Source organism: Brevibacillus choshinensis, from assembly GCF_016811915.1.
GTDB classification, from domain to species: Bacteria; Bacillota; Bacilli; order Brevibacillales; family Brevibacillaceae; genus Brevibacillus; species Brevibacillus choshinensis_A.
On sequence record NZ_CP069127.1, the window covers coordinates 4092611 to 4113129 of the forward strand.

General features: G+C 37.8%; 15 protein-coding genes and 1 pseudogene. 2 read left to right on the forward strand and 14 right to left on the reverse strand.

Translation table 11 applies throughout. From position 1 onward, the window contains the following. Nucleotides 1-34: 34 nt before the first annotated feature. A complete protein-coding gene (locus tag JNE38_RS20570; RefSeq protein ID WP_203353024.1) occupies nt 35-817 on the reverse strand; it encodes a hypothetical protein in 783 nt (260 codons plus the stop codon). Nucleotides 818-1240: 423 nt separating this feature from the next. Between JNE38_RS20570 and JNE38_RS20575 the strand changes: the two genes are divergently transcribed. Then, a complete protein-coding gene (locus tag JNE38_RS20575) occupies nt 1241-1702 on the forward strand; it encodes a hypothetical protein (protein ID WP_203353025.1) in 462 nt (153 codons plus the stop codon). A 361-nt stretch (nt 1703-2063) separates the two neighbouring features. Here JNE38_RS20575 and JNE38_RS20580 read toward each other — a convergent pair whose 3' ends face one another. The 5 genes from JNE38_RS20580 to JNE38_RS20600 form a co-directional block, all read right to left on the reverse strand. Then, nucleotides 2064-2339, reverse strand: a complete 276-nt coding sequence (locus JNE38_RS20580) for a hypothetical protein (RefSeq protein ID WP_203353026.1) — start codon at nt 2337-2339, stop codon at nt 2064-2066. A gap of 141 nt (nt 2340-2480) precedes the next feature. Next, entirely contained in the window at nt 2481-2885 is a 405-nt protein-coding gene (locus tag JNE38_RS20585) for a four helix bundle protein (RefSeq protein WP_203353027.1), read from the reverse strand. Between the two features lie 30 nt (nt 2886-2915). Continuing rightward, a complete protein-coding gene (locus JNE38_RS20590; protein WP_203353028.1) occupies nt 2916-3320 on the reverse strand; it encodes a four helix bundle protein in 405 nt (134 codons plus the stop codon). A gap of 13 nt (nt 3321-3333) precedes the next feature. Continuing rightward, complete coding sequence (locus JNE38_RS20595; RefSeq protein ID WP_203353029.1) at nt 3334-3801, reverse strand: hypothetical protein; 468 nt, start codon at nt 3799-3801, stop codon at nt 3334-3336. Between the two features lie 1258 nt (nt 3802-5059). Next, nucleotides 5060-6799, reverse strand: a complete 1740-nt coding sequence (locus JNE38_RS20600; RefSeq protein ID WP_203353030.1) for a hypothetical protein — start codon at nt 6797-6799, stop codon at nt 5060-5062. Between the two features lie 1586 nt (nt 6800-8385). Between JNE38_RS20600 and JNE38_RS20605 the strand changes: the two genes are divergently transcribed. Next, nucleotides 8386-9255 carry a ParM/StbA family protein gene (locus tag JNE38_RS20605; protein WP_203353031.1) on the forward strand — a complete coding sequence of 290 codons (870 nt, stop codon included), beginning with the start codon at nt 8386-8388 and terminating at the stop codon, nt 9253-9255. 439 nt (nt 9256-9694) lie between these two features. On the opposite strand, the gene JNE38_RS20610 is transcribed toward JNE38_RS20605, so the two are convergent. The 8 genes and pseudogenes from JNE38_RS20610 to JNE38_RS20640 all read right to left on the reverse strand — a co-directional run bounded on the left by JNE38_RS20610 (nt 9695) and on the right by JNE38_RS20640 (nt 20404). Further along, nucleotides 9695-10420 (reverse strand): M48 family metallopeptidase, encoded by a 726-nt coding sequence (locus JNE38_RS20610; protein ID WP_203353032.1) that lies wholly within the window; start codon nt 10418-10420, stop codon nt 9695-9697. A gap of 12 nt (nt 10421-10432) precedes the next feature. Further along, a complete protein-coding gene (locus tag JNE38_RS30760) occupies nt 10433-11560 on the reverse strand; it encodes a type I restriction enzyme endonuclease domain-containing protein (RefSeq protein WP_238933397.1) in 1128 nt (375 codons plus the stop codon). Next, a pseudogene (locus JNE38_RS30765) lies at nt 11534-13520 on the reverse strand (type I restriction endonuclease subunit R); the annotation flags it as partial. The pseudogene JNE38_RS30765 and the gene JNE38_RS30760, both read right to left, overlap by 27 nt. A gap of 36 nt (nt 13521-13556) precedes the next feature. Then, nucleotides 13557-14798, reverse strand: a complete 1242-nt coding sequence (locus JNE38_RS20620) for a restriction endonuclease subunit S (protein WP_203353033.1) — start codon at nt 14796-14798, stop codon at nt 13557-13559. 8 nt (nt 14799-14806) lie between these two features. Then, on the reverse strand, nt 14807-16336 hold the full coding sequence (locus tag JNE38_RS20625; RefSeq protein ID WP_203353034.1) for a type I restriction-modification system subunit M: 1530 nt from the start codon (nt 16334-16336) through the stop codon (nt 14807-14809). Nucleotides 16337-16471: 135 nt separating this feature from the next. After that, nucleotides 16472-18448, reverse strand: a complete 1977-nt coding sequence (locus JNE38_RS20630; protein ID WP_203353035.1) for an N-6 DNA methylase — start codon at nt 18446-18448, stop codon at nt 16472-16474. A gap of 1175 nt (nt 18449-19623) precedes the next feature. Continuing rightward, a complete protein-coding gene (locus JNE38_RS20635; RefSeq protein WP_203353036.1) occupies nt 19624-19851 on the reverse strand; it encodes a hypothetical protein in 228 nt (75 codons plus the stop codon). 61 nt (nt 19852-19912) lie between these two features. Beyond that, nucleotides 19913-20404 (reverse strand): helix-turn-helix domain-containing protein, encoded by a 492-nt coding sequence (locus tag JNE38_RS20640; protein WP_203353037.1) that lies wholly within the window; start codon nt 20402-20404, stop codon nt 19913-19915. Between the last annotated feature and the right edge of the window lie 115 nt (nt 20405-20519).

Consider the following 20519-nt stretch of genomic DNA (forward strand, 5'->3'; position numbering starts at 1 on the left):
TTATGTAAAAATGTATACTTTCTGGTATATTGCTTTACTCATTACCAGTATGTATACCCAGTATTGCATAATAAGTCCTCGCAATAAAATAATGATATTTGTGTGTTATCCCTCCACCTAATATTCCAACCTCGACATCTACCTTCAGATTAGCTTGGTCCTTAAATGCATTTTGTAAAACTTCTTTGATTTTACTCCGTATTCCGTCTTTTTCTTGATCAACATGGGGAGGATATAATTCTTCCAACTCTTTCGACTTCCTAATCAAGCCTAACTCCATTGTGTCCCCTGGTATGTGTAAATATCTTGCAACGCTGTGGGTGTAAATATCTTCTTTGTCTAGTACATTGAGGTATTCCTCATCTGGAAGGTAATGCGAGATAAAAAGCACTTGATATTGACTAATGTTACTATTTTTGAGTTGGTTGACTATATTTAACCTAGAATTAATGTCTCTTAACACTACCTTTCTAATACCACTATTTCCACTCTTACCCATGAATTCGTTACCATAGATTATTTGAGTCAAAAGAAAATGTTTGAATTCAATCATTGCAACGACTCTTTCCACGATTGGCCCCTTCCCTTGTAAAATTGCTAAATCAATTACTTTCCCATGTATTTTCGTTTCCTTAGAAAAAAAAACGTTCCAGTCTTCAGAGTGTTGATTGTGATTGTTATTTGCTAAATAGTAAGCTAATCGATCTCTCAATGTATCTTCACTTTGGCCCGAAATACTTAGATATGCAAGTTCATTCTCGAAAAAAGGCATGTTTTCAAGAGCATTCTTTAGCTCTGTCATAATAAAACTCGACATAAACCTCAGTCCCTTCTAATTTCAAACTGTTACTCTTTGACCTCGCTTAAGCGAATGAAACAAATTTCACATTTTCATCGTGATAATTCCACATCGCTAATTCTATCTTTTCTGTATTTTTCATAGCACAGGATATCATATATAAATTGGGCTTCCTAGTCATAAACGAACTCCGTCTGTATTTCACTCAAACTGTGATAGCAGAATCTAGGTGATGGATGGATATTTTTGGGTAGTGGGGGGATTGTAATAAAGGTAACATCTGAATAATTGTCAGCGGGGGTTTTGTACACCATGAAACTTATTATGACATTAAACAATGGTCGTGCGAGGTATGAGTGCTATTGTGGATTATTACTGGAAACCACCATTCATTATAAAAGTAGATATAAATGTTCTGGATGCGTAAGGAGATTTAGCGGTATGAATGAAAAAGTGTACTTGAATGAATTAATAAACACATACGGCTATTTTGTCCTACAGCATTATGGCTCAGAAGAATTAACAGGTAAAAAAGGCGGGCGATTGACATATGATATTGCATTATTACATACCCCATACGATCGAAATCCATTTATGAACTATGAAATATTAAGCTTCAACAACACTTCAAACACTAATCAAGACAATGGAAGGGATCATTACATGATGAAGGTAATTTATGCTCGTAATAAACTACAGGTACCACTAGCCGAAATTGATCCTGGCAATGGAAAATCAGTCAAGGATGCTATTAAAACAACAATTGACAATTATCTTGAATTAACATCGATTAAAGATCCGTTATTTTTACGAAAAGAGTTAGATAGATTATTCTACAATGAGATTTTCGATAGGATTGGGAGATATTTCTTCAATTTAAATGGTCATACTCTCGATTTTTGATTTCTTATCTCTTTGTATGAAGGGAGCAAGGTAAGTCATCACTTGGTCCTCCTTCACTAAATATTCACTTATGTTCTGATAGTTACAGCATTTTTACATACTTTTCATTCGAATTTGTTCCTGAACTCATTTTAATCAGACGAACAAAATGTTCCGATATCACGAACCTAAGGAATTTTGGTTCGAACAGATACTTCAAATTTTCCCTTCGACTTGTCAATAGATTTCTTCACTGATATCATGTCCGTTATCTCAAAAACTTTCACTTTACCTTAAGTGTCCTCATATACCATAAGCTTTAAGTTACATTTATTCGTCGTAAATTCAGAACTTAGTATTTTTCCTTGTTTGTCGATTGATTTCAAGTTGAAAATGCTTTTATTAGTGTTTTTTCAATCATTTTCGTATAGTTCTTACCATCATTTGTATTACTAAATGTCTTGATTAATCTTTTCTCCTTCTCTACAACTTTTTCTGAAAACTTTTGGAAAGAAAACAGTTTCCACTCCCCATCACCACTTCCGAAAGCTGTTTTCACCTTTTCGACAAAAGTATTCATCTCATAAAGAATACTCTCCACTAACTGATATGCCAGCCTCTTTTGTAGTTTGTTTTCAATGTTGTCAATGTATCTCATTTACCACCACTACTTTTATAGTTTTTGTTATTTCAAATGATACACATATTCCGCTTTGTTGATTACCGACATATGGTTGAAGCCTGTTTTACTATAGTGAGGGATAAATAGTATTGAATCTGAATAATCAGCGACCATAGATTATGCATGTTTCTGCTTCCCTTCGATTTCGATTTTCACTTTGTTCATCATTTTCATCGTCATTTTAATAATTTCCACCGTTCCCTCATTTAGTGCTTCAAAAGTAGCTTGACTCATATATCCAGATTCGAACGCTTTTTCAAGTAATGCTTGAGTCTCTTTCGTTTTGTTTAACGCATTTCGATACGACTCCCGCTCTACGGCCAAATAGAACTGCGAGTTGCCTCGTGCGATTAGAGCTGGAACCATCACACTGCTTTTCCATATCTTCTTGGACCATCCCTCCGACTCCTGATAACGAAATGATTGGGTGATCTCTCTAATCCGTACAACCCAATCCATCACCTTCTCATAAAGCAACAACGTTCTTACATCCCGATCTTGTAGTTCTCTAATTTTCTTCATTTATTCTTCTCCCCCTATATCTCTTGGTACTCAAGCCACTTCTTTCTCGTCCTGAATCTCTACTAATATCTTTTTCATGATGGCCAGAAGTATTCTACGAATCTCTATCACTTTTTCATACAAAGCATCAAAAGTAGTCTTATCAATATATCCACATTGGGATAGAATCTCTAACCAGGTACAAGTCTCTCCACATGAACCAAGTGCTGAACTTAAGTGTTTGAAATAGACTGCAAAAAAAACTTGTGTTGCTCCCTCACTAATATTTCCAGATATTGAGGTCGCCGATCTCCAAATTTGGTCCCCAAGTATATTCTTCTCCCGCCAAGGTAATGCTTCCTTGATGATACTGATTTCCTTCACCAAATCTAAAGATTTTTGATATACCACCAGTTTCCTAACATCTCTATCTTGCAACTCCCTGATCTTCCGCATAATATTTCCCCCTCTAAGTTCTATTTCGCTCTTTATGCCACTTTTCCAAAGTCTCTTCCATTTCGGGTATCCAGAACCAGCTAATGGTATCCCAGTTCGAGAAGCGGTTCTTCACTCGATTACGGTAATTGATTCCATGTTTTTCACACCATTTATGGAGGGGGTTGTTGGTCTTTTCTCTCTCAAACATTTGCAGTTCATCAACCGTTAATATATCTTTCGGCTTCATGGATTGGAAATCGATTTCAAGTAGAACCAAATAGGACATGTCCGTATTAAAATCAAATATGTCACCACCTTCAATTTTTCCAGTGGAAAGATTCAGGTTTGTATGAATGCTCAGCATACCTGGATAATATTGTTCCCATGCACAGTTGAATATTTGCTCACCAGTGAGATGCTTCAATATATGGCCTACCTCTTCACGATTTAACAATTGTTTTTCCTCTTTACCAAACAATAGAGTGCCAATTTGCCACATCTTCATTCCTCCTCATGTTTTCATTTTTTACTTTCTTTTACTGTAAAGGGTGTCTCCAAAATGATAAAGGCTTTATTGGTCGAATACCGTTCAAGTAACTCCCTAATTCATATGATTGAGAACATATGTTGTCAGATAAGAAAGATAACTACTTTAACCATTGCATTGTTTCAATCAAACTTAAGAGAACAAAAGGATCTGTTGAACAGTAATCCATTGTAAATTTCTTCAATGACACCTATCGTAGATTCTTAAAGCCAGCTCGCACACTTATCTGCTCCCTTTTCCCCAAGTTCTCAGCAATTCGAGTGAGCTTCTCCACTATTTTTGTCAACATCACCTTCAAGCTCTTTTTTTTGTTCCCATTTACATCATCGTACTCCTTTGTTTAGTCATTGCGGACTAAAATTGGGGGAACCTCGTTCGAGCTTTTGGAGAGAACTGTTTTTTTGAAAGCAGACCTCATACCGCCTTTGGCTTGTTTCCACAATTGATTTCAATCCAACCCCATTTAGTGCATGCCCATATAAAAGTTGTATTGTACATTCGCCTGGATAAAAAATGAAATAATGCTGGTCATAAATCCACGTTAAAGAAGTTGTATCGAATGCCTTCTTATATAGAAGGAAGCAAAATATTCAGCACAACTTTTTACAAGAACCCGAAGTTTACTATTAAAATTGAATGGTCGACGTTGGCAGGATTGTCAATGCACAATAAAATGCTGATCCTTTTAATGTAAAACCTGCGTTAAAGATTGTTGTGCATGGCATATCCGATATGTGCTTAGTTACCTGATTACGAATTTTCATGGATATAAATCCACAACTAATGCTACATCAAAACGAGCATGCCACGACCTACACAAGGCTCTCAACTTTGGCAGGTTAGCCAAATAATAAAGAACGGGTAACTTTTAATGTAAAACCTACGTAAAAGATTAATTGAAGCATGGCATAGTCAATATGTGCTTCATTGGTTTGATAATCTCATAACTTTTTTAGGTGAAGTATCAGCTTACTCTTTAACTACACCGATGCAGACATGCTAGTCCCCAAGCACGTCTTTGTTTTCAAATCGCAACCTTTCAGTATATGCCGTCCCATAACGTTACCTGTTTGGATGGCAAGCACAAGCACCCTTGCCCAGTAATTCGAACACCCTTTACCACATAATGATATTGGAATTCATTTCTCTGACCGTCGATGCGTATCTTTAAAATTACATAGAAAAAGGATGCCATCAGACATCCTATTATTTACGCAGACTTACCAAGATTGCGGTCAAGATCCTCTGTATTGGGATCATGGATCAAAATTAATTTTTGACCGCTGTTAATAATATTGAGTTGTTCGAAAAATAGTCCCATCACTCCAAGGATTTTGGAGAAGTATGCAGGGTCACTGACACCTACTTTTTCTCTTAGCTCCTTTTTCTTTACACTACTTATTCCTTGCCCCTTCAACTCGATAAGAAGGTTTTTAATTTGTTCGATGTTTTTTTCAAATAATGAGCTTTCCTTTCTATTAGAGCTGTCGTACTTCCGTTTGCTTACTAGATCCATCTTTTCCTTTCTGTATTGAATATTCGGCAGTTGATATAGGACAATATCTATGGCATCCTGATTACTTGTGAAAACATATATCTGTGAATTCTGGCTATTATCCCGATTGATTCGCTTAATGGCTTGATAGATCTCCCCAGCTACCGTGGCTTTTCTGATGTTTTCTACCCCGTCATGACTAAAGATTGGAACACTTTCCACTGGTCTATTGTTTTTCGTTTGATAGAAGAGATACGTCAATGCATACGTTAAATAGTCAAAGTTCGGTGTTTTCATAACCACGACAGTATCGTAATCCCGATATTGATTTACCCCAATGATGTTTCCAAAATAATCCACGCTAAATTTACAGCTCATTCTATTTTCAATCTCCAGTAAGGTATCCCCATATTGTGAAAAATGATAACATAATGATCCTTCAACATTTTCTTTATTTGCCATATCCGTTATCAACAAGACACTCTTTCTATCCTCAAGAGAAATGGTATCAAGCACTTTCTCAGGAAAGTTGATATATTGGGCAAGATCCTTTTTTCCTGTATTTATTTCAAAGTGCATGAATGTAGAGTTGGAATAATCAAAGACTTTATCCTGGTTTCGTACAATAAATTTGTGGAATAGTTCATAACGAAAATCAAATCCAGCATTTGCATCAAGGATGATATTATTATTAAGCATTTTATATTCATATTGATTGTCAAACGTGTAAAACTTCCCTTCATAGAAGAAGCAACCATTTTTCATGACTTGCTCAAACTTATTCAATAACTTTTCATGTGCTTTGTCACTGATCTTTTTCTTAATGGCAGGTATTGCTGTGCGATACTTTTCATACTGTGTTGAGTTGAATTCCACTAATTCCATTGTTTTGATTTGCGTCAAGGCTCTACTCTCATAACTGTACAACTTTTCCCGAAAATCCTTTGCCAGTTCTTCAATAACATCAAATCCGTGTGTTGGGTAATACCCCCACAGATAACAAATATCCTCAAGGGAAACTGTAATTCTTTCTAACAAATCAGGGTACTCATCGATGATTAGTATTTGTCTATTCCTTATTAACTCTTGATGTTCATCTTTGCAAATTTGGCTATACATTTTATGTGTAATACAAAGGACCTGAGCTTCTTCTGCCCTTTTCTTGCGAACTTCTTTTTGTGTGTCCTCCTTTGCAAAGCGTTCAGCAATTGTTTTCCCAGCATGCTGATTAATTGCCAAAACAGTATTATCTAATTCATCATCCCTAACAAATCGCTGAACATATAACACTCTAAAAGGATGATCTTTTGCCATTTCTCCAATAATCTGATGGGCAGATCTGCTTTTTCCTGTTCCCGCCTCATGATTAAATACATGAAAATGTGCACGATCCCATTTTTCTTGATTGGTTATTTGTTCCTTCAATTCTTCAAAGTAAGTATTGTTTAAAATCACTTGCCTCATCCTCCTTTATAGGTTTTTGTTGCCTATAAAGGATATTAGTCGTGTTTCGCTTTCTGTACTATAGCGTAACGGTTCTATATCGCTTTACAACATTTTGCCAAAGATTGTGGTTGAGTAGATTGATCTCTTTCACAAATCGAAAGTTACTGGGAAGCTCCTGAATTAAGATTTGAGTAACCAATGATTGGGGTAATTTGGACTAACAGAAGAATTAAGGATAGCAAGTAACTCAAATAGAAGACTGCGGGACAGACCTCCCTAATCTTTCACGTTCTATGATTAAGCTGTCCGAATTCCACTTGATAAGTTTAGGGATATCGATTGTTGAATAATTTTTGATGCAAGAGGATCATCCATGTAAGCCCTTCTCAATAAGTAGGCTACCTTTACATGGTCTCTGATCTTTCATGCCTTTTTCTCTAATATTTACTCTGCAATCTCTCTGCTTTATTAGAAAGAAACAAACTAAGTATGCGTATTTTCTTCGATGTGATGAAAAAATGCGTATTTGGAACCTAGGTAACATTTTGTAATGATACCAGCATCATTTGATTATTGATAAAACCTAGTACGTAACTTTAGTCTTATACATACCTTACTATCTAGAACAATTCAGAAAAGTGCACTCTGCTGTTTTTGAATCAAAACGTTGTTTATGCACCCGCACCCAAAATCTTTACGCAGAAACTCTTTTGATTAAAAGTTGGAACGTAGGTTTTGTCTGCGTTCCTCGGTTCTCATCTGTTGAAAAACTACCATAAACGATATTCATGCTATCTGTAATTTCATTGTACAACCGTAGACCATTTAATAATTATCGAAGTTTTTGATTAAAATTCAATCGCTCATTGGTAAGCACAATCTAGCAATGGAGAACGCTTAGTTTCGTGTGTACTTTATGTGCATGTTGCCTTAAAAAGCTAGCCCAATATCAGAATGAACATCTTTCTCTTTGTACAAGTATCGCTTGGATGGCTGTGAACAACTAAGAGCGAAGGCGAAACATTAAAATTCGAATGTCGCTCTTTTTTGGCTGGCAGTCTTGTAACAGATGGTTGCAATCGTGTAGCTTTCGCCATGCTTGAAGAGCAAGCAACCTACTAGGGTGAACTTCTGCACCGTAAGTATAGGTTAATGTAGTCCGAAAGTCGGTGTACGTATATTTCCAGAAAATATTTCAAAGAACGTGTTCTATGCAAATCCTTAGCGTAGGCTTTACATTAACAATCAATAACGCTTATGCATGGCAAGTAATCTACTGGACACTGAAACCAGTATCGATTTTGGCAATCCACGTGTAGATTTTGAAGAGCCCGCACCATAAACGAAGAACTTTTTGCATGCATATAGGTATTATGTTTTCTGAAAGTTGAACGTGAATTATTTCACTTAGTTCTTTAGTCCATAAATTCCCCACTCTTTGCCGTTGGTTTCCTCCTCCCCCTTCAATCCCTCGAAACACACGACCTTTTCGCCTATTCAAGCAGTATTCGACAACTATGGTACGAACTTTTCTTATAAATTCGCCTCCTCCTGTATAAGATACAAAATCAAAAACAAAGGAGGGAAATATTCATATGAATAACAAGTTTCAAATTGCCATTGATGCAGGAAAACATTTTATTAAATCCATTATGAAAGAAGGAGAGGTAATTCACCGAGTCCTTTTTCGGAACAAAGTTCAAGAGGTAGATAGCCTTGGAGCTGAGCTTTCACCGAATTCGTACAAGATTCAATTTGAGGGTAAAACCTATTTGCTAGGGGACATGCTCCCAGAAGAGCGAACATCCTTTGATCTGTCAAAGAACTCCTTCGAACATATCCTGAGTATTTATGTAGCCATCACTCAGTTGTTGTTGAAATCAAAACAGTCAATCGGACTGGCAAATATCTACCTAGCCGTAAACATCCCCGTTAGTCTTTACAAGAATGAGGAGCATAAGTTTGCTTTCCAGGAAGCCATTAGACGAAATGGAGAGCCAATCTGTATTGCCGTAAGTGGTAAAACCTTTGCCTTTAAACTGCAGTCTGTTTTATTGCTACCAGAAGCGATTGGTCCGACCTACCTTAACACGAATGAATTTAGAAACAAAAAGATTCTTGTAATGGACATTGGAAGTCTTAATACAAGCTTCATGGAGATTGACCGACTTGTGCCTAAATTTGATCGAATGGTTTCCTCAAACCTAGGAGTAAATGTGATGAGAGCCAGGCTTGCAGATACGCTCACTACAAAATACGGAATTAACATTACTGATGATGACTGCGAAATAATTTTCAGAGATAAGTATTTGATTATTGCTGGCCAAAAACGAGAAGATAGCCGTGAAATAATCGAAAAATTGTTCTCAGAGCATGTAGCTGAGATCGTTAATTTTGCAAAGAGCAGAAAAATATCGTTTAACAACTTGGAAATTTTACTTGTTGGGGAGGAAGCCTATTATTGAGAAATCAACTGATCAATGAGTTCCCAGGAGCAACCATCTTTCATGAAGCACAATTTGCTAATGTACTCTCGTTTTTGAAAGTTTTAGAGGCGAAGCATAATGGAAAAGCTTAAAGTTTCCTTGAGCTTTCGTCGACAGTATAAACACATATACGATCACCTTATCCTCCAGCCAAATCGGAGCGATTATGTCTGTAGGCTAATCGACACAGATATGAATAAGAAGGGTCAGTTGTCAGAGGAGGAGATTAGAAGGGTGGTGATGGAGGTACTTCAAAAAGAAGGTGGGGACATGATAGGCTTAGGTATCGAGACCAGGAGCAATCTTTCTCATGATGACGTTGATCTAATAAATCAATTATTCTAACTAACTTCATAGGGGACCAGAAGAGTTTGCTACCGACTCTTCTGGTCCCCTATCATTGTTTCAAATCCACTCTTTACAGTTCCCTCACAATTTCATCATCTAGAATTGCTTTTCGCTTTTCCCAATCTGGCATTAACGAAAAGAGCATATTGTAGAAACTATCCTTATGGTCGTTGAATTGAAAGTGAATTAACTCGTGCAATACCACATAATCAATACAATGCTTAGGAGCTTTTATCAACTCAGAATTAAGCAAAATAGTGTCCGAATCAATAAGTGCCGAGCCCCACCGTGCTTTCATGAGACGAAGATCAATTTTCGGTTTTTTTATTCCATATTTTTGTACCAATGGATACTGCTTATATAATGACTTTTCAAATACTTTAAGTGCCTTCTCTCGATACCAATCATCCATCAATTTGGCTTTTCGAGCGTAATCATTCGGATCCCGCACCATCAAGATAATAAAACCCCGATAATACTTAACCCGTTCTTCTTCGGTTGTAATTTCCACACGTAAACGATACTGCTTACCTAAATATTTGTACGATTCCCCGCTAACATATTCTCGTTCACTTTGTTTGTATGGCTGTACATTTTCAAAGGTTTTTACGTTTTTTAAGATCCAAGCACCTTTACTTTTCACAAAATCATAAATAAAACTTAGTGGGACTTTCTCCGAAGCAGACACCATAATCGTCATATCAGGTTTAATATTGAGATTCACGTTCTTTACTTTCTTTCGTTCTATCTCAAACTCGATTGTTTGATTGGCGTATACAATCTGATGTTTATCCATGTTGTCACTACCCTAATAACGTCGCAAAGCTACCGTCTTTATTTGCTCAATAATCTTATCCACTTGATCAAAATCCAGGTTCACTTTATGCTCTTTCGTAAAATCAAAGATAAGGTCATCTAATTCCTGGGCAATCCGATTGTGTACTTCCATGTTATCATGCCAATCCACCTTGGTGTAAGCACGAATAATATCTTCCATTTTCAATGCTAATTCAGCTAATAATTCTTCGCTCATCTTTTGCTCTCTCATGATGTCTTTCGTCACCCCATAGAAAGCCTGAGCATTTGCATTTTTCTTGATGCTATCGGGATAATTTTCTACGGGCTCTCCTTGCTGGTATTCCTTTTTGAGATCATTCATTCTTTGCAAATACTCAGCCTCAGAAATACGTTGTTGCTTGTAAGCATCGATTGCTTCCTTTATCCGTTCGGAAAACTTCTTGTAGTATGCGGGGTTCTCATCCCATTTAGTATTGATACTTTTTGTAAGACGAGTACGAATCGCATCTGCTTTAGCACGTTTCGATTCTAACCGCTCCAGTTCTTCTTCAAATGCTTTTTCATTGAGTATATCTACTGGGTTAGTGATACGAATGACTTCTTCTGCAGAGATATAATGATCCATAAGATTCTGCATTTTTGCTTCATATTCTTTATGGTCAATCGTATCAGAATACCGTAGCTTTACCGCTTTCCGAAGTTCTTGAAAGAACTTCAAATCCTTCTTATACTTTTTCAATTCCTCTTGTGGCAAAGCATTATAGATCTTTTCAGACTCTAATGCGATACCAAGATTTTGTCCAAATTTAGAGAGGACTCCGTAAAACTCTTGCCTACGCTCCTCATCTTCCAACCACACCTCATATTCTTCCGTATCCTGTTTGTTTTTGATTGGAGCAAAAATTTGAAGTAAGTCGGAGTGATATTGCCTCAATGAACCAATAACACTAATTACATCGTATATAGCTCCTTGTAAATCTTTCGGATCAAAGTTCTCCAGACCTGCACCTGAGTACATTTCCAGAGCTTGATCGAGTCGATCCAACAACCCTCTGTAATCGATTATAAAACCATAGTCCTTACCATCATACAAGCGATTAACCCTGGCTATGGCCTGTAGTAGAGTATGTTCTTTCATAGGCTTATCAATATATAAAACATGCATCGAAACCAGTGAGAAGCTTATCAACGACAATCAATAGTTCAATCTCATCGCCATCAATGAAATCCTCTTTTATGGCATCTTCATATGATTCATCGTCACCATAGCGGGTCATCATCCGATTCCAGAAATTAAGTACCTTGTCTTTTGAAACTTCATCAACAACCTCATGTCCTTCTCGCTGATCAGGCGGAGAAATAACAACTGCACAGGTCAGATCGCCAAGTTCCTCGAAAGCCTCCAAATAACGGATTGCTTCGATCTTACTGTTGGTCGCAAGCATAGCTTTAAACTGGCTTCCCTGTGTTTTATAATTGTCCAGAAAGTGCTGATTAATATCAAAGGCAATCATGCTAATCCGTTGATTGGAAGATGCAATCCGTTCGAACTGACTCCACTTTTTCATGACTTCATCTTTTTGCTTGTCATTCAAGTTACGAGTGATCATCTCCAGGCGAGTATCAATCGCCTTCTGATTGACAGTCTGATCGACCATTTTTCCTTCATATAGCAGAGGAACAATCGCTTTGTCTCTCACACCGTCAGCAATAGTATAGGTATGAATCAACTTACCGAACTTAATCATCGTACTCTTTTCTTTCTTCATGAGTGGAGTACCCGTGAATCCTAAATAGCATGCATTCGGGAAAACTTTTTTCATTTTGATGTTGAGTTCGCCATACTGAGTCCGATGTGATTCATCAACTAAAATGAAGATATCTCTTGATTCTATAGGTTTTTGTTTCGCTGATGCTGTATCGAACTTATGAACTAATGTGGTTACAATATCCGCATTGTTGTCATTAATCAAATCTACCAAATGCGTACCTGATGTTGCCCTACTCGCCTTAAGCCTGGTGTGTTTAAATGTCTTATGTATTTGTTTATCCAGCTCCACCCGATCCGTTACGATAACCACTTTCGGATTATACTCATTCATCTCAGAAAGAATGTATTTTGCAAGCATCACCATCGTTAAGCTCTTACCTGATCCTTGCGTATGCCAAATGACCCCAGATTGGCGGTTGCCATTTTCATCTCGTTCCTGGATCGTCTTGATGATCTCTTTGATCGCAAAATATTGCTGGTAGCGTGTGACCTTCTTTACGTCTTTATCGAACAGAGTGAAGAAGTGAGTCAATTCTAACAAGCGTTCGGGATGAAAAAGCGAGAGAATATTCTTATCTTGCATCGTCGGTAGACGACCTTCAACAGTTTCGTCCAGTAATGCTTGCAACCACTCTTCCTTCTCTTCCTTCCAAACCGACCAGAACTTTTTCGGTGTATTGCATGTTGCATACTTCGTCTCATTCTTATTCGTGGACATGACGATTTGTACAAACTTAAAGAGCTGAGGGGCATAGTCCTTCCCCTGATTGCGAATCATCTGACTAATGCCTTGCTCCATCGAAATGGATGCCTTTTTGCATTCAATAACAGCAAATGGGATCCCATTCACGAACAACACAATATCTGGACGGACCGTACCACGACCATCCATCCGTTCTACAGCAAATTCTTCAACCACATGAAATACATTGTTCTCGAAGTTATCCCAATCAATGTACTGAATTGTGAATGACTTCTTGGAGCCATCGGGTAAAAACTCCGTATAACTTCGCCCTAGCATCAAGGTCTCGAAGATCTTCTCATTCGTCTTCACTAGTCCATCTGTTAATGGCTCATCCAGATCCTGCATCGCTTGTTGAATATTAGTATGACTGAATTTATATGTAACGCACTTGTACTCATACGAGTTGAACTCTTTCAATTTTTCTTCCAATACCGTTTGCAACAAAACATCATTGAAACCGCCACGCATTATTTCGGCTTGCTCTGGGGCTACCAACTTGTAATCTAAGCCCTGTAATACCTCAAGAGCAGGCTGTTGACTTATGTATCGCTCATCATAGCTATTCGTTCGTTCCACTTTCACACCTCCAATGCAATTCTTAGGGAAAAAGGGCAAAGGTTAGACCTTTACCCGCACTTTTCCTGTTAACAAGAGTTGTATAAGTCCCTTTTTTTGTTGTTTAAGAAACTCAAGTTCATTTTCGATAAGCTCTATGTGTTGATCGTGATAGAGTAATACTTCTGCAATAGCCTTTTGCTCGCTTACGTCCTGCGGAATTATTACCTTAATTACTTTTAAATTCTCATATTTTAGGTTCAAAGTATCATCAACTAAACCCTGGGAATATCTTCTAAAGAGGTTAATTGTGTGAGGGAGTTTAAATAGATAGCCCACAAAATGAGAATTTACTCGGTTAGTAGGCTTCAAAATAGTATATGCGGGACTTACTATCCCTTCATACTTGGAAACACCAGATACACCTTGCCACATTCGCATTGTGTTGTAGCCAATATCCAAAGGCATTATTCGTTTGTACTTTGATTTATCTTCACTTGAATTATCCTTAATATCAACTTCAGTACGTCGCACTATACCTCTCAAAGAGGTAATAGCCAATAACTCAAGATCATTATATCCAATCTCTTTTCTTTCAATTAACAAATCACCCAACTTGGCTTCTACCCATTTTTCATTAAACCCTGACAATCTAACCTTCCCCGTCAACAGCTTCTGCATTAACCCTTTTTTCTGCTCTTTTTTCTGCTCAATCAACTTTTCTTTTAGCTCAATTGCTTTGTCCCAGGTGGAGAGGATTGATGCGAGTTCTTGTTGTTCTTCATATTTAGGGAATGGTATCTCCAAAGATAAAAAGTTTTCTTTCGATATATTTTTCATACTATTACTCGTACCTGTAGCTAATACTTTTATTCTATTTTTTACACTTGGAGATGATAATATATTTGCCAGCCATTTTCCGTCTACCTTCACTTTATAAGTAGCTTGCCAAATTTTATCCGACAAATAGAGATTTTCATAATCTTTATCTACGTACCCAACCTCACCTACCAATTCAGGAGTATTAGCTCGACTTATTAGTATTGCCCCTTTTTTGGGATTCAACCTTGCCCTTCCCAATTCATCATCCAATATTTTTTTATTTTCTTTTATGTGAAAATATCCGTTTGATACTGCACTTGTTTTTAATACACCAAACTCTCCACTTGCAATTGGGGAATCTGTGGAATTAACACTAACCCCTGAATCTAACGATTCAATTATTTCACTCAATCGGCGTATCTTCCATTCGTTAAATGTGGAAGTATTATCTTTAAGTTTTTTCACAGTTCCTATTTTATCCATTATTTCACCTACAGTCCAAGCTCTTTGAGATACTTTTCCATCTGCAACTCAACCTCTTGTAGCTCCCGCTTTATATTCTCAATATTCTCTTTAAGTTTTTCCATATCAACCTGCTCTTCTTCCTCAAATGTATCAACATAACGTGGAATATTCAGGTTATAATCATTCTCTCTGATCTCTTCAACAGTAGAAACATACGAATATTTATCAATGGCTTCATATTTCTCATACGTTGCCATGATTCGTTGCAGATCTTCTTCACGCAACTTGTTCTGATTCTTACCCTTTTCATAATTCTCTTCACTTGAGGCATCAATGAATAGTACATCTTTACGCTTACGATCTTTCTTGAAAACCATAATACAAGCTGGGATACTTGTACCGAAAAAGAGTCCTTCTGGAAGCCCTATTACGGCATCTAAGAGGTTCATTTCGATAATTTGCTGACGAATCTTCTCTTCACTTGATCCACGAAATAGAACCCCATGAGGCAGGATAGTTGCCATACGACCATTTTCAGCTAAAGAGTATAGCATGTGTTGAACAAACGCATAATCGCCTTTGGACGCAGGTGGTACGCCCCACTCAAATCTTCTATGCTGATCCAGGCTTGCTTCCATCTTAAATTTCTCGTCTGTATTTCCTTCACCAGCAAAACCCATTGCCCATTTATCCAGAGAAAAGGGTGGATTGGCAACGATCACTGAATGCTTCATCAACTTTCCATCTTCTAAATGAAGAGGATTCGACAAGGTATCTCCCCACTCAATCTTTGCATCATCAATTCCATGCAGGTACATGTTCATAAGAGCTAATGAGTGCGTTTGTCCATTTCGTTCTTGACCATAGATGGCGACTTTTTTATTCGGCACTTGATTCGCTACCTTAATCAGCAGGGAGCCTGATCCACAAGTTGGGTCATAGATACGATCGTTTTCGTTTGGCTTAACCAATCGAGCGAGAAGTTCCGATACCATTGATGGTGTAAAGAATTCTCCACCCTTCTTCCCTGCATCTGATGCGAAGCGTTCGATCATAAATTGATAAGCATCACCGATTACATCTTCGCTTCCAACAACTGAAGGCTTCAGAGTAAGTTTATTGAAATCCTCCAATAATGCTCTGAGCATCGCATTTCTTTCTTTCGCTTTACCAAGTGTTGCTTCGCTATTAAAGTCGATATTGCGAAATACACCACGTAGTTTCCCCGTGTTCTCGTTCTCCAAACGTTCCAACGCTTTATTGATAATCTCACCAATTTCAGGATCAGTTCGTTTGCTATACAGATAATCAAAAGTAGATAACTCATCTAACACGAAACGCTCCCTGGCTAAAGCACGTTCAATGCGTTGTTTGTCCCCGTCATAACGCTTTGTATATTCCTCCACGTGCTCTTTATACGAATCACTCAAATACTTGATAAACAGCATCGTCAGGATGTAATCCTTGTATGTACTGGAATCAATTTTTCCTCTAAATGTATCGGCCGCTTGCCATAAAACTGTATTTATCTGTTGTGAAGTGACTTGTTCACTCATTACTGTTCCCCCTAAGATTGTCTTCATTTTGATATTCAAACTCTATCCAATTAAAAATAACAAATACCTTCTTTATAAGTATACAAGATAGGAAGGGGAGCGAGTATATCTCCCCTTCTAACACTTAATGGGGTTTTAGTTTATTTCCACAAAAGAGTCGGAAATTCCCATCAACTGATAACTATCCTTGTAGCTTTGTTCATGCACTTTTCTCGCTAGTTCAATCGCTGTATGGTAAGCTTCATCTGATTGAAGTAACATCTCAGCAATTTCACGTTGTTTTTCAATCGTAAGATTTGGCAACTTGATTGAAGCAACATCCCTATGGCTAAGTACAGTCACAGTTGTGCCACGTTGATATGCCTGCAAGTAATACTGCCCGATAGGACTTTCGAGAAAAGCTTTAATGTAATGCGGTTCATACTGAGCAAAATTCGACACACGGATTCGAAGGAAGTTCTGCGAGAATACAAGCGGTTTCTCTTTGAGATCCTCTGGTGTCACCACGGTCATTTTAAGCATAGTTCCTCTACTGGACAATAATATATCGCCTGATTCAAGCTCATAATCCCGTGCTCTTTTTGGACCTAATACAACTCCCTTCAGTTCATCAGCAATAATCTTACCTTCTTGCACATCAACTAGATTAACCAAATAGTGAGTGGATTCAATATCATCGGTTTCATTTTTAGTAGGGTTAAGTCCCCTTTCGACCTCGGCAATGTTCCCCAAAGTTATTTTAGGAAGATCCGATTGCTCGTATTTTTTACGGTTAATATTCGTCTTCCCGATCTTAGATGATACCTCAGCTTTCTCGAAGTATCTCAGGGGATGCAAGCTCCAGTCATTCTCTGAGAGCTCACTTATCGGAACAATTCGGCTATACCCATCGATCGGTTTAAGATTATGGTAAGCATCTACAATATCTTCGATGTCTGACTCACGCAATACATTCTGATTACGCATTGCTTTTCCAAAACCGTCTTCTGCGTTTATGAACAGTATCCGATCTTTGAGGCTTTCAGGTTTACTCTTATTGATAATCAGTACCGCTACAGGTATTCCAGTTCCTATAAAGAGATTCGACGGCAAACCAATCACTGCTTCAATCAAGTTTTCTTGAATCAGATTGGCACGAATCTTCGCTTCAGATGCCCCTCTTTGAAGGACTCCATGTGGAACTACAATAACTGCCTTACCGTCCTTCTTGAGAGATGCAACACTATGGAGAACAAATGCCATGTCACCATAAGCACGACTCGGCAAACCATATCGAAAACGTCCATATACATCTTTCTCAGCTTCTTCATATCCCCAGTTGCTTACTGCAAATGGTGGGGAAACCAGTATACCATCGAACTTCATTAGTTGCCCTTCTTCATCTTTCCACTGAGGATTTGTGATTGTATTCCCAAGTTTCACATCTGCAACTTCATGATACATACCATGAATGATCAGATTCAAAATTCCCATTGCACGAGTTTGTGCATTGATTTCTTGACCATATAGACTAACTTCGCTCTGGTTCAGTTGAGCATACTTATAAGCCTCAATTAGAAACCCGCTTATACCTGAAGCGTGATCGCTTATCGTTCCACTCGTTATATCCAGGAGACGTGGAAGAAGTGTAGTTATACTTTTGGGACTGCTTACCTCTCCGCCGTATACACCCTCTCTTGAAACGAAGGCCTCAAATAATCCCTCTAAGTATCGAGTCACTGTACCTGTTAATGGACTTGAGTCATCATAAGATTCTCGACAATAGGATTGGCGATTAAGAACAGTGTCTGCTACTTTGTACAGACTTAGATCATCTTGAAAACGAGTAAAGTCAGTTATTGTAAAGACATCTTTTAGAGATGGATTCATGCTCTCCAATTCTTGGAATGCTATGAACATTTTTTTTCCAAAGTCTATTCCGTTTGATGTGAGTGCCTCCCAAGAATAGCCTTCAGGAATGATAAAGTTATGATCCAAATTCTCACACAATAGCTTGTATGTAGCCATCGGTTGCAAGTAGTGCCTCATCTCACTTACCTGCATTTCGCCTCTCCAGATATCACCAATAACCCACGCATCTTGTTCAGCACCAGCCATGATTGCATTTTTCAAACAAATCCCACCTTCCCCATTTCGTTAATATACCTTTTTTGTGTATTAATAATATACTTTTAAAATCGTTGTTTATTACCCTTCTGAAATGTAATCTCTTGCTTGATTCCTATAATAACCAACTCATTCACATTTGTCAAATGTGTATTTTAAATACCTTTTCAGTGAATGATCGATTCTTCTTTATTTTTTGTCCCATACACCTATTTTAACTAAACTTTTAGATTGGCTATAAAAAGGAAAACCACTGTGACAGTACAGTGGTTCAATCAGCAATCATTAGATAAATTGATTATTGGCACATGTGTTACTGTACACCTGCCATAATAGTCCTCTTTTGACATCTACTCCGTAACTATAAGCTTGGCTACTGGTAAGTACACCTTAACCCATTTTCACATTTGTTCGGTGATACCTACACCAAAGCAGTATCATTACTTTCCAAGCTCAAACCTTATCTCTTCACCATAATAGGTATATGAAGTAAAGTAGTTGATCATCTTTTCTAAGATCTCCGCAATTCGTTGGACGGTATCCTGCAAGTCCGAGCATGGCTTAAAGTACACTCCAATTCTCCCTTTTCCCATGACGATATCAGGGTGTACACGTTCCTTTATTGAAACGTAGTGATTCTGCAACCACTCGTACAATATTTTTTGATTATGGCAAAATGAAGTTCCACATAAGCAAGGTTCCTCCTATCCTGAACCGAGCAATTATAGTTAATACCATCCCGTCCGCCACCGATCACAATTCTTCGATTGCTCTCATTATGCTTCTTTGCTTTGTGTAGGTTGATATACTGTGGTAATCGTTCTCGTAGCTTCTCCATAGTATAATTTTTCACATCGTCAAGGCGTGTGAAATCATATTGATCTACCGCTACTGCTTTTCCAACATGAGTATGAGGAATCTGCTCGTGCCAGTCAACCAATCTAAATGGCTTTTGGATCTGGTTGATAAGATCTAGGTTACTCCATATATCAAGTTTATACATGGTATTCAGTTGCTCAGTACAGGTAGTATCGTCTGATTAATTTCTACTGCATAAAAGTTTATATACTTCTGTCGCCTATGATCTTTCAGGAGAGACCTTACTGCCTTTATGTGCTCAGGATTAAATTGAGTGGCGAGCCAAACGACCAAACCTTCGCTAAGCGACATGATGATCGGCTTCACCTTTTGTACAAGATGCTCCATATTCGAGGGGTGACCTGGCTCTCCAAAAACACTTCCAGTCGTCGATGCTTATTAACAGCATAATAATCGATCTTTTTGCCACCGTTTGATCTTTCAAGTTCAATATTGGATAACTCTAAACCAATCACTCGCTCTAATTCACCTTTGTATTTTTTCAGATATAAGGTCAATATCATCTCTTTTTGAGAATTCTTAATGCTCATTGACATCATCCTTTATGTTTATGAAAAAGAGGATGAGCCTTGGCCCCCTCTTCCTGGTCTTTTATGAAACCTTTCTTAATCGATCAATCATGTCGGCCAAGTTGCAGGATTCTCGCATTTTCGTTTCGGATGTCCACTCACAAGAAAGGATATGCTTTACGATAGCAAGCAGATGTTCCTTTATTTCTCTGTTTACTGGTTCATCATTCACAAGGTAGTCACTGCAAATAAGTAATTCTTCGAGCGACAAATTGCGTTCTTTTGGAGCTTTTTCATGAAAGATTGCCTCAAACAATACGTCGCTTGGAATCTTTAAAGCTTCAGCAAATCGTTTCACAATTTTAATGCTCGGTGAGTCCCTCTGTCCCTGCTCCAATCTGTTTAGATAAGATGGCGAAATCCCACTCACCATATACACATCGTTCAACGATAGTCCTCGAAGCTCTCGAAAATATCTGATGAGAACGCCTAAGTTTTTTGCCAATGCATCAATCTCATCATTAAGCTGATCCACATCACTTTTGTTCTTCTCCTTCAATTTATCATCATTCATGTAACCGACTCCTCCTCATATCTTTTCTCTAACGAGAAACCTGTGTTCTTTTGAACTCTATATTCTAAGCATTGCCCATAAGGTCAATAACTCTTGAAACCTATTTCCTTTCTTT

Coding starts and splice junctions, on each gene's coding strand:
- JNE38_RS20570 (WP_203353024.1), bottom strand. CDS start 817: ATGTCGAGTTTTATTATGACAGAGCTAAAGAATGCTCTTGAAAACATG.
- JNE38_RS20575 (WP_203353025.1), top strand. CDS start 1,241: ATGAATGAAAAAGTGTACTTGAATGAATTAATAAACACATACGGCTAT.
- JNE38_RS20580 (WP_203353026.1), bottom strand. CDS start 2,339: ATGAGATACATTGACAACATTGAAAACAAACTACAAAAGAGGCTGGCA.
- JNE38_RS20585 (WP_203353027.1), bottom strand. CDS start 2,885: ATGAAGAAAATTAGAGAACTACAAGATCGGGATGTAAGAACGTTGTTG.
- JNE38_RS20590 (WP_203353028.1), bottom strand. CDS start 3,320: ATGCGGAAGATCAGGGAGTTGCAAGATAGAGATGTTAGGAAACTGGTG.
- JNE38_RS20595 (WP_203353029.1), bottom strand. CDS start 3,801: ATGTGGCAAATTGGCACTCTATTGTTTGGTAAAGAGGAAAAACAATTG.
- JNE38_RS20605 (WP_203353031.1), top strand. CDS start 8,386: ATGAATAACAAGTTTCAAATTGCCATTGATGCAGGAAAACATTTTATT.
- JNE38_RS20610 (WP_203353032.1), bottom strand. CDS start 10,420: ATGGATAAACATCAGATTGTATACGCCAATCAAACAATCGAGTTTGAG.
- JNE38_RS30760 (WP_238933397.1), bottom strand. CDS start 11,560: ATGAAAGAACATACTCTACTACAGGCCATAGCCAGGGTTAATCGCTTG.
- JNE38_RS20620 (WP_203353033.1), bottom strand. CDS start 14,798: ATGGATAAAATAGGAACTGTGAAAAAACTTAAAGATAATACTTCCACA.
- JNE38_RS20625 (WP_203353034.1), bottom strand. CDS start 16,336: ATGAGTGAACAAGTCACTTCACAACAGATAAATACAGTTTTATGGCAA.
- JNE38_RS20635 (WP_203353036.1), bottom strand. CDS start 19,851: ATGAGCATTAAGAATTCTCAAAAAGAGATGATATTGACCTTATATCTG.
- JNE38_RS20640 (WP_203353037.1), bottom strand. CDS start 20,404: ATGAATGATGATAAATTGAAGGAGAAGAACAAAAGTGATGTGGATCAG.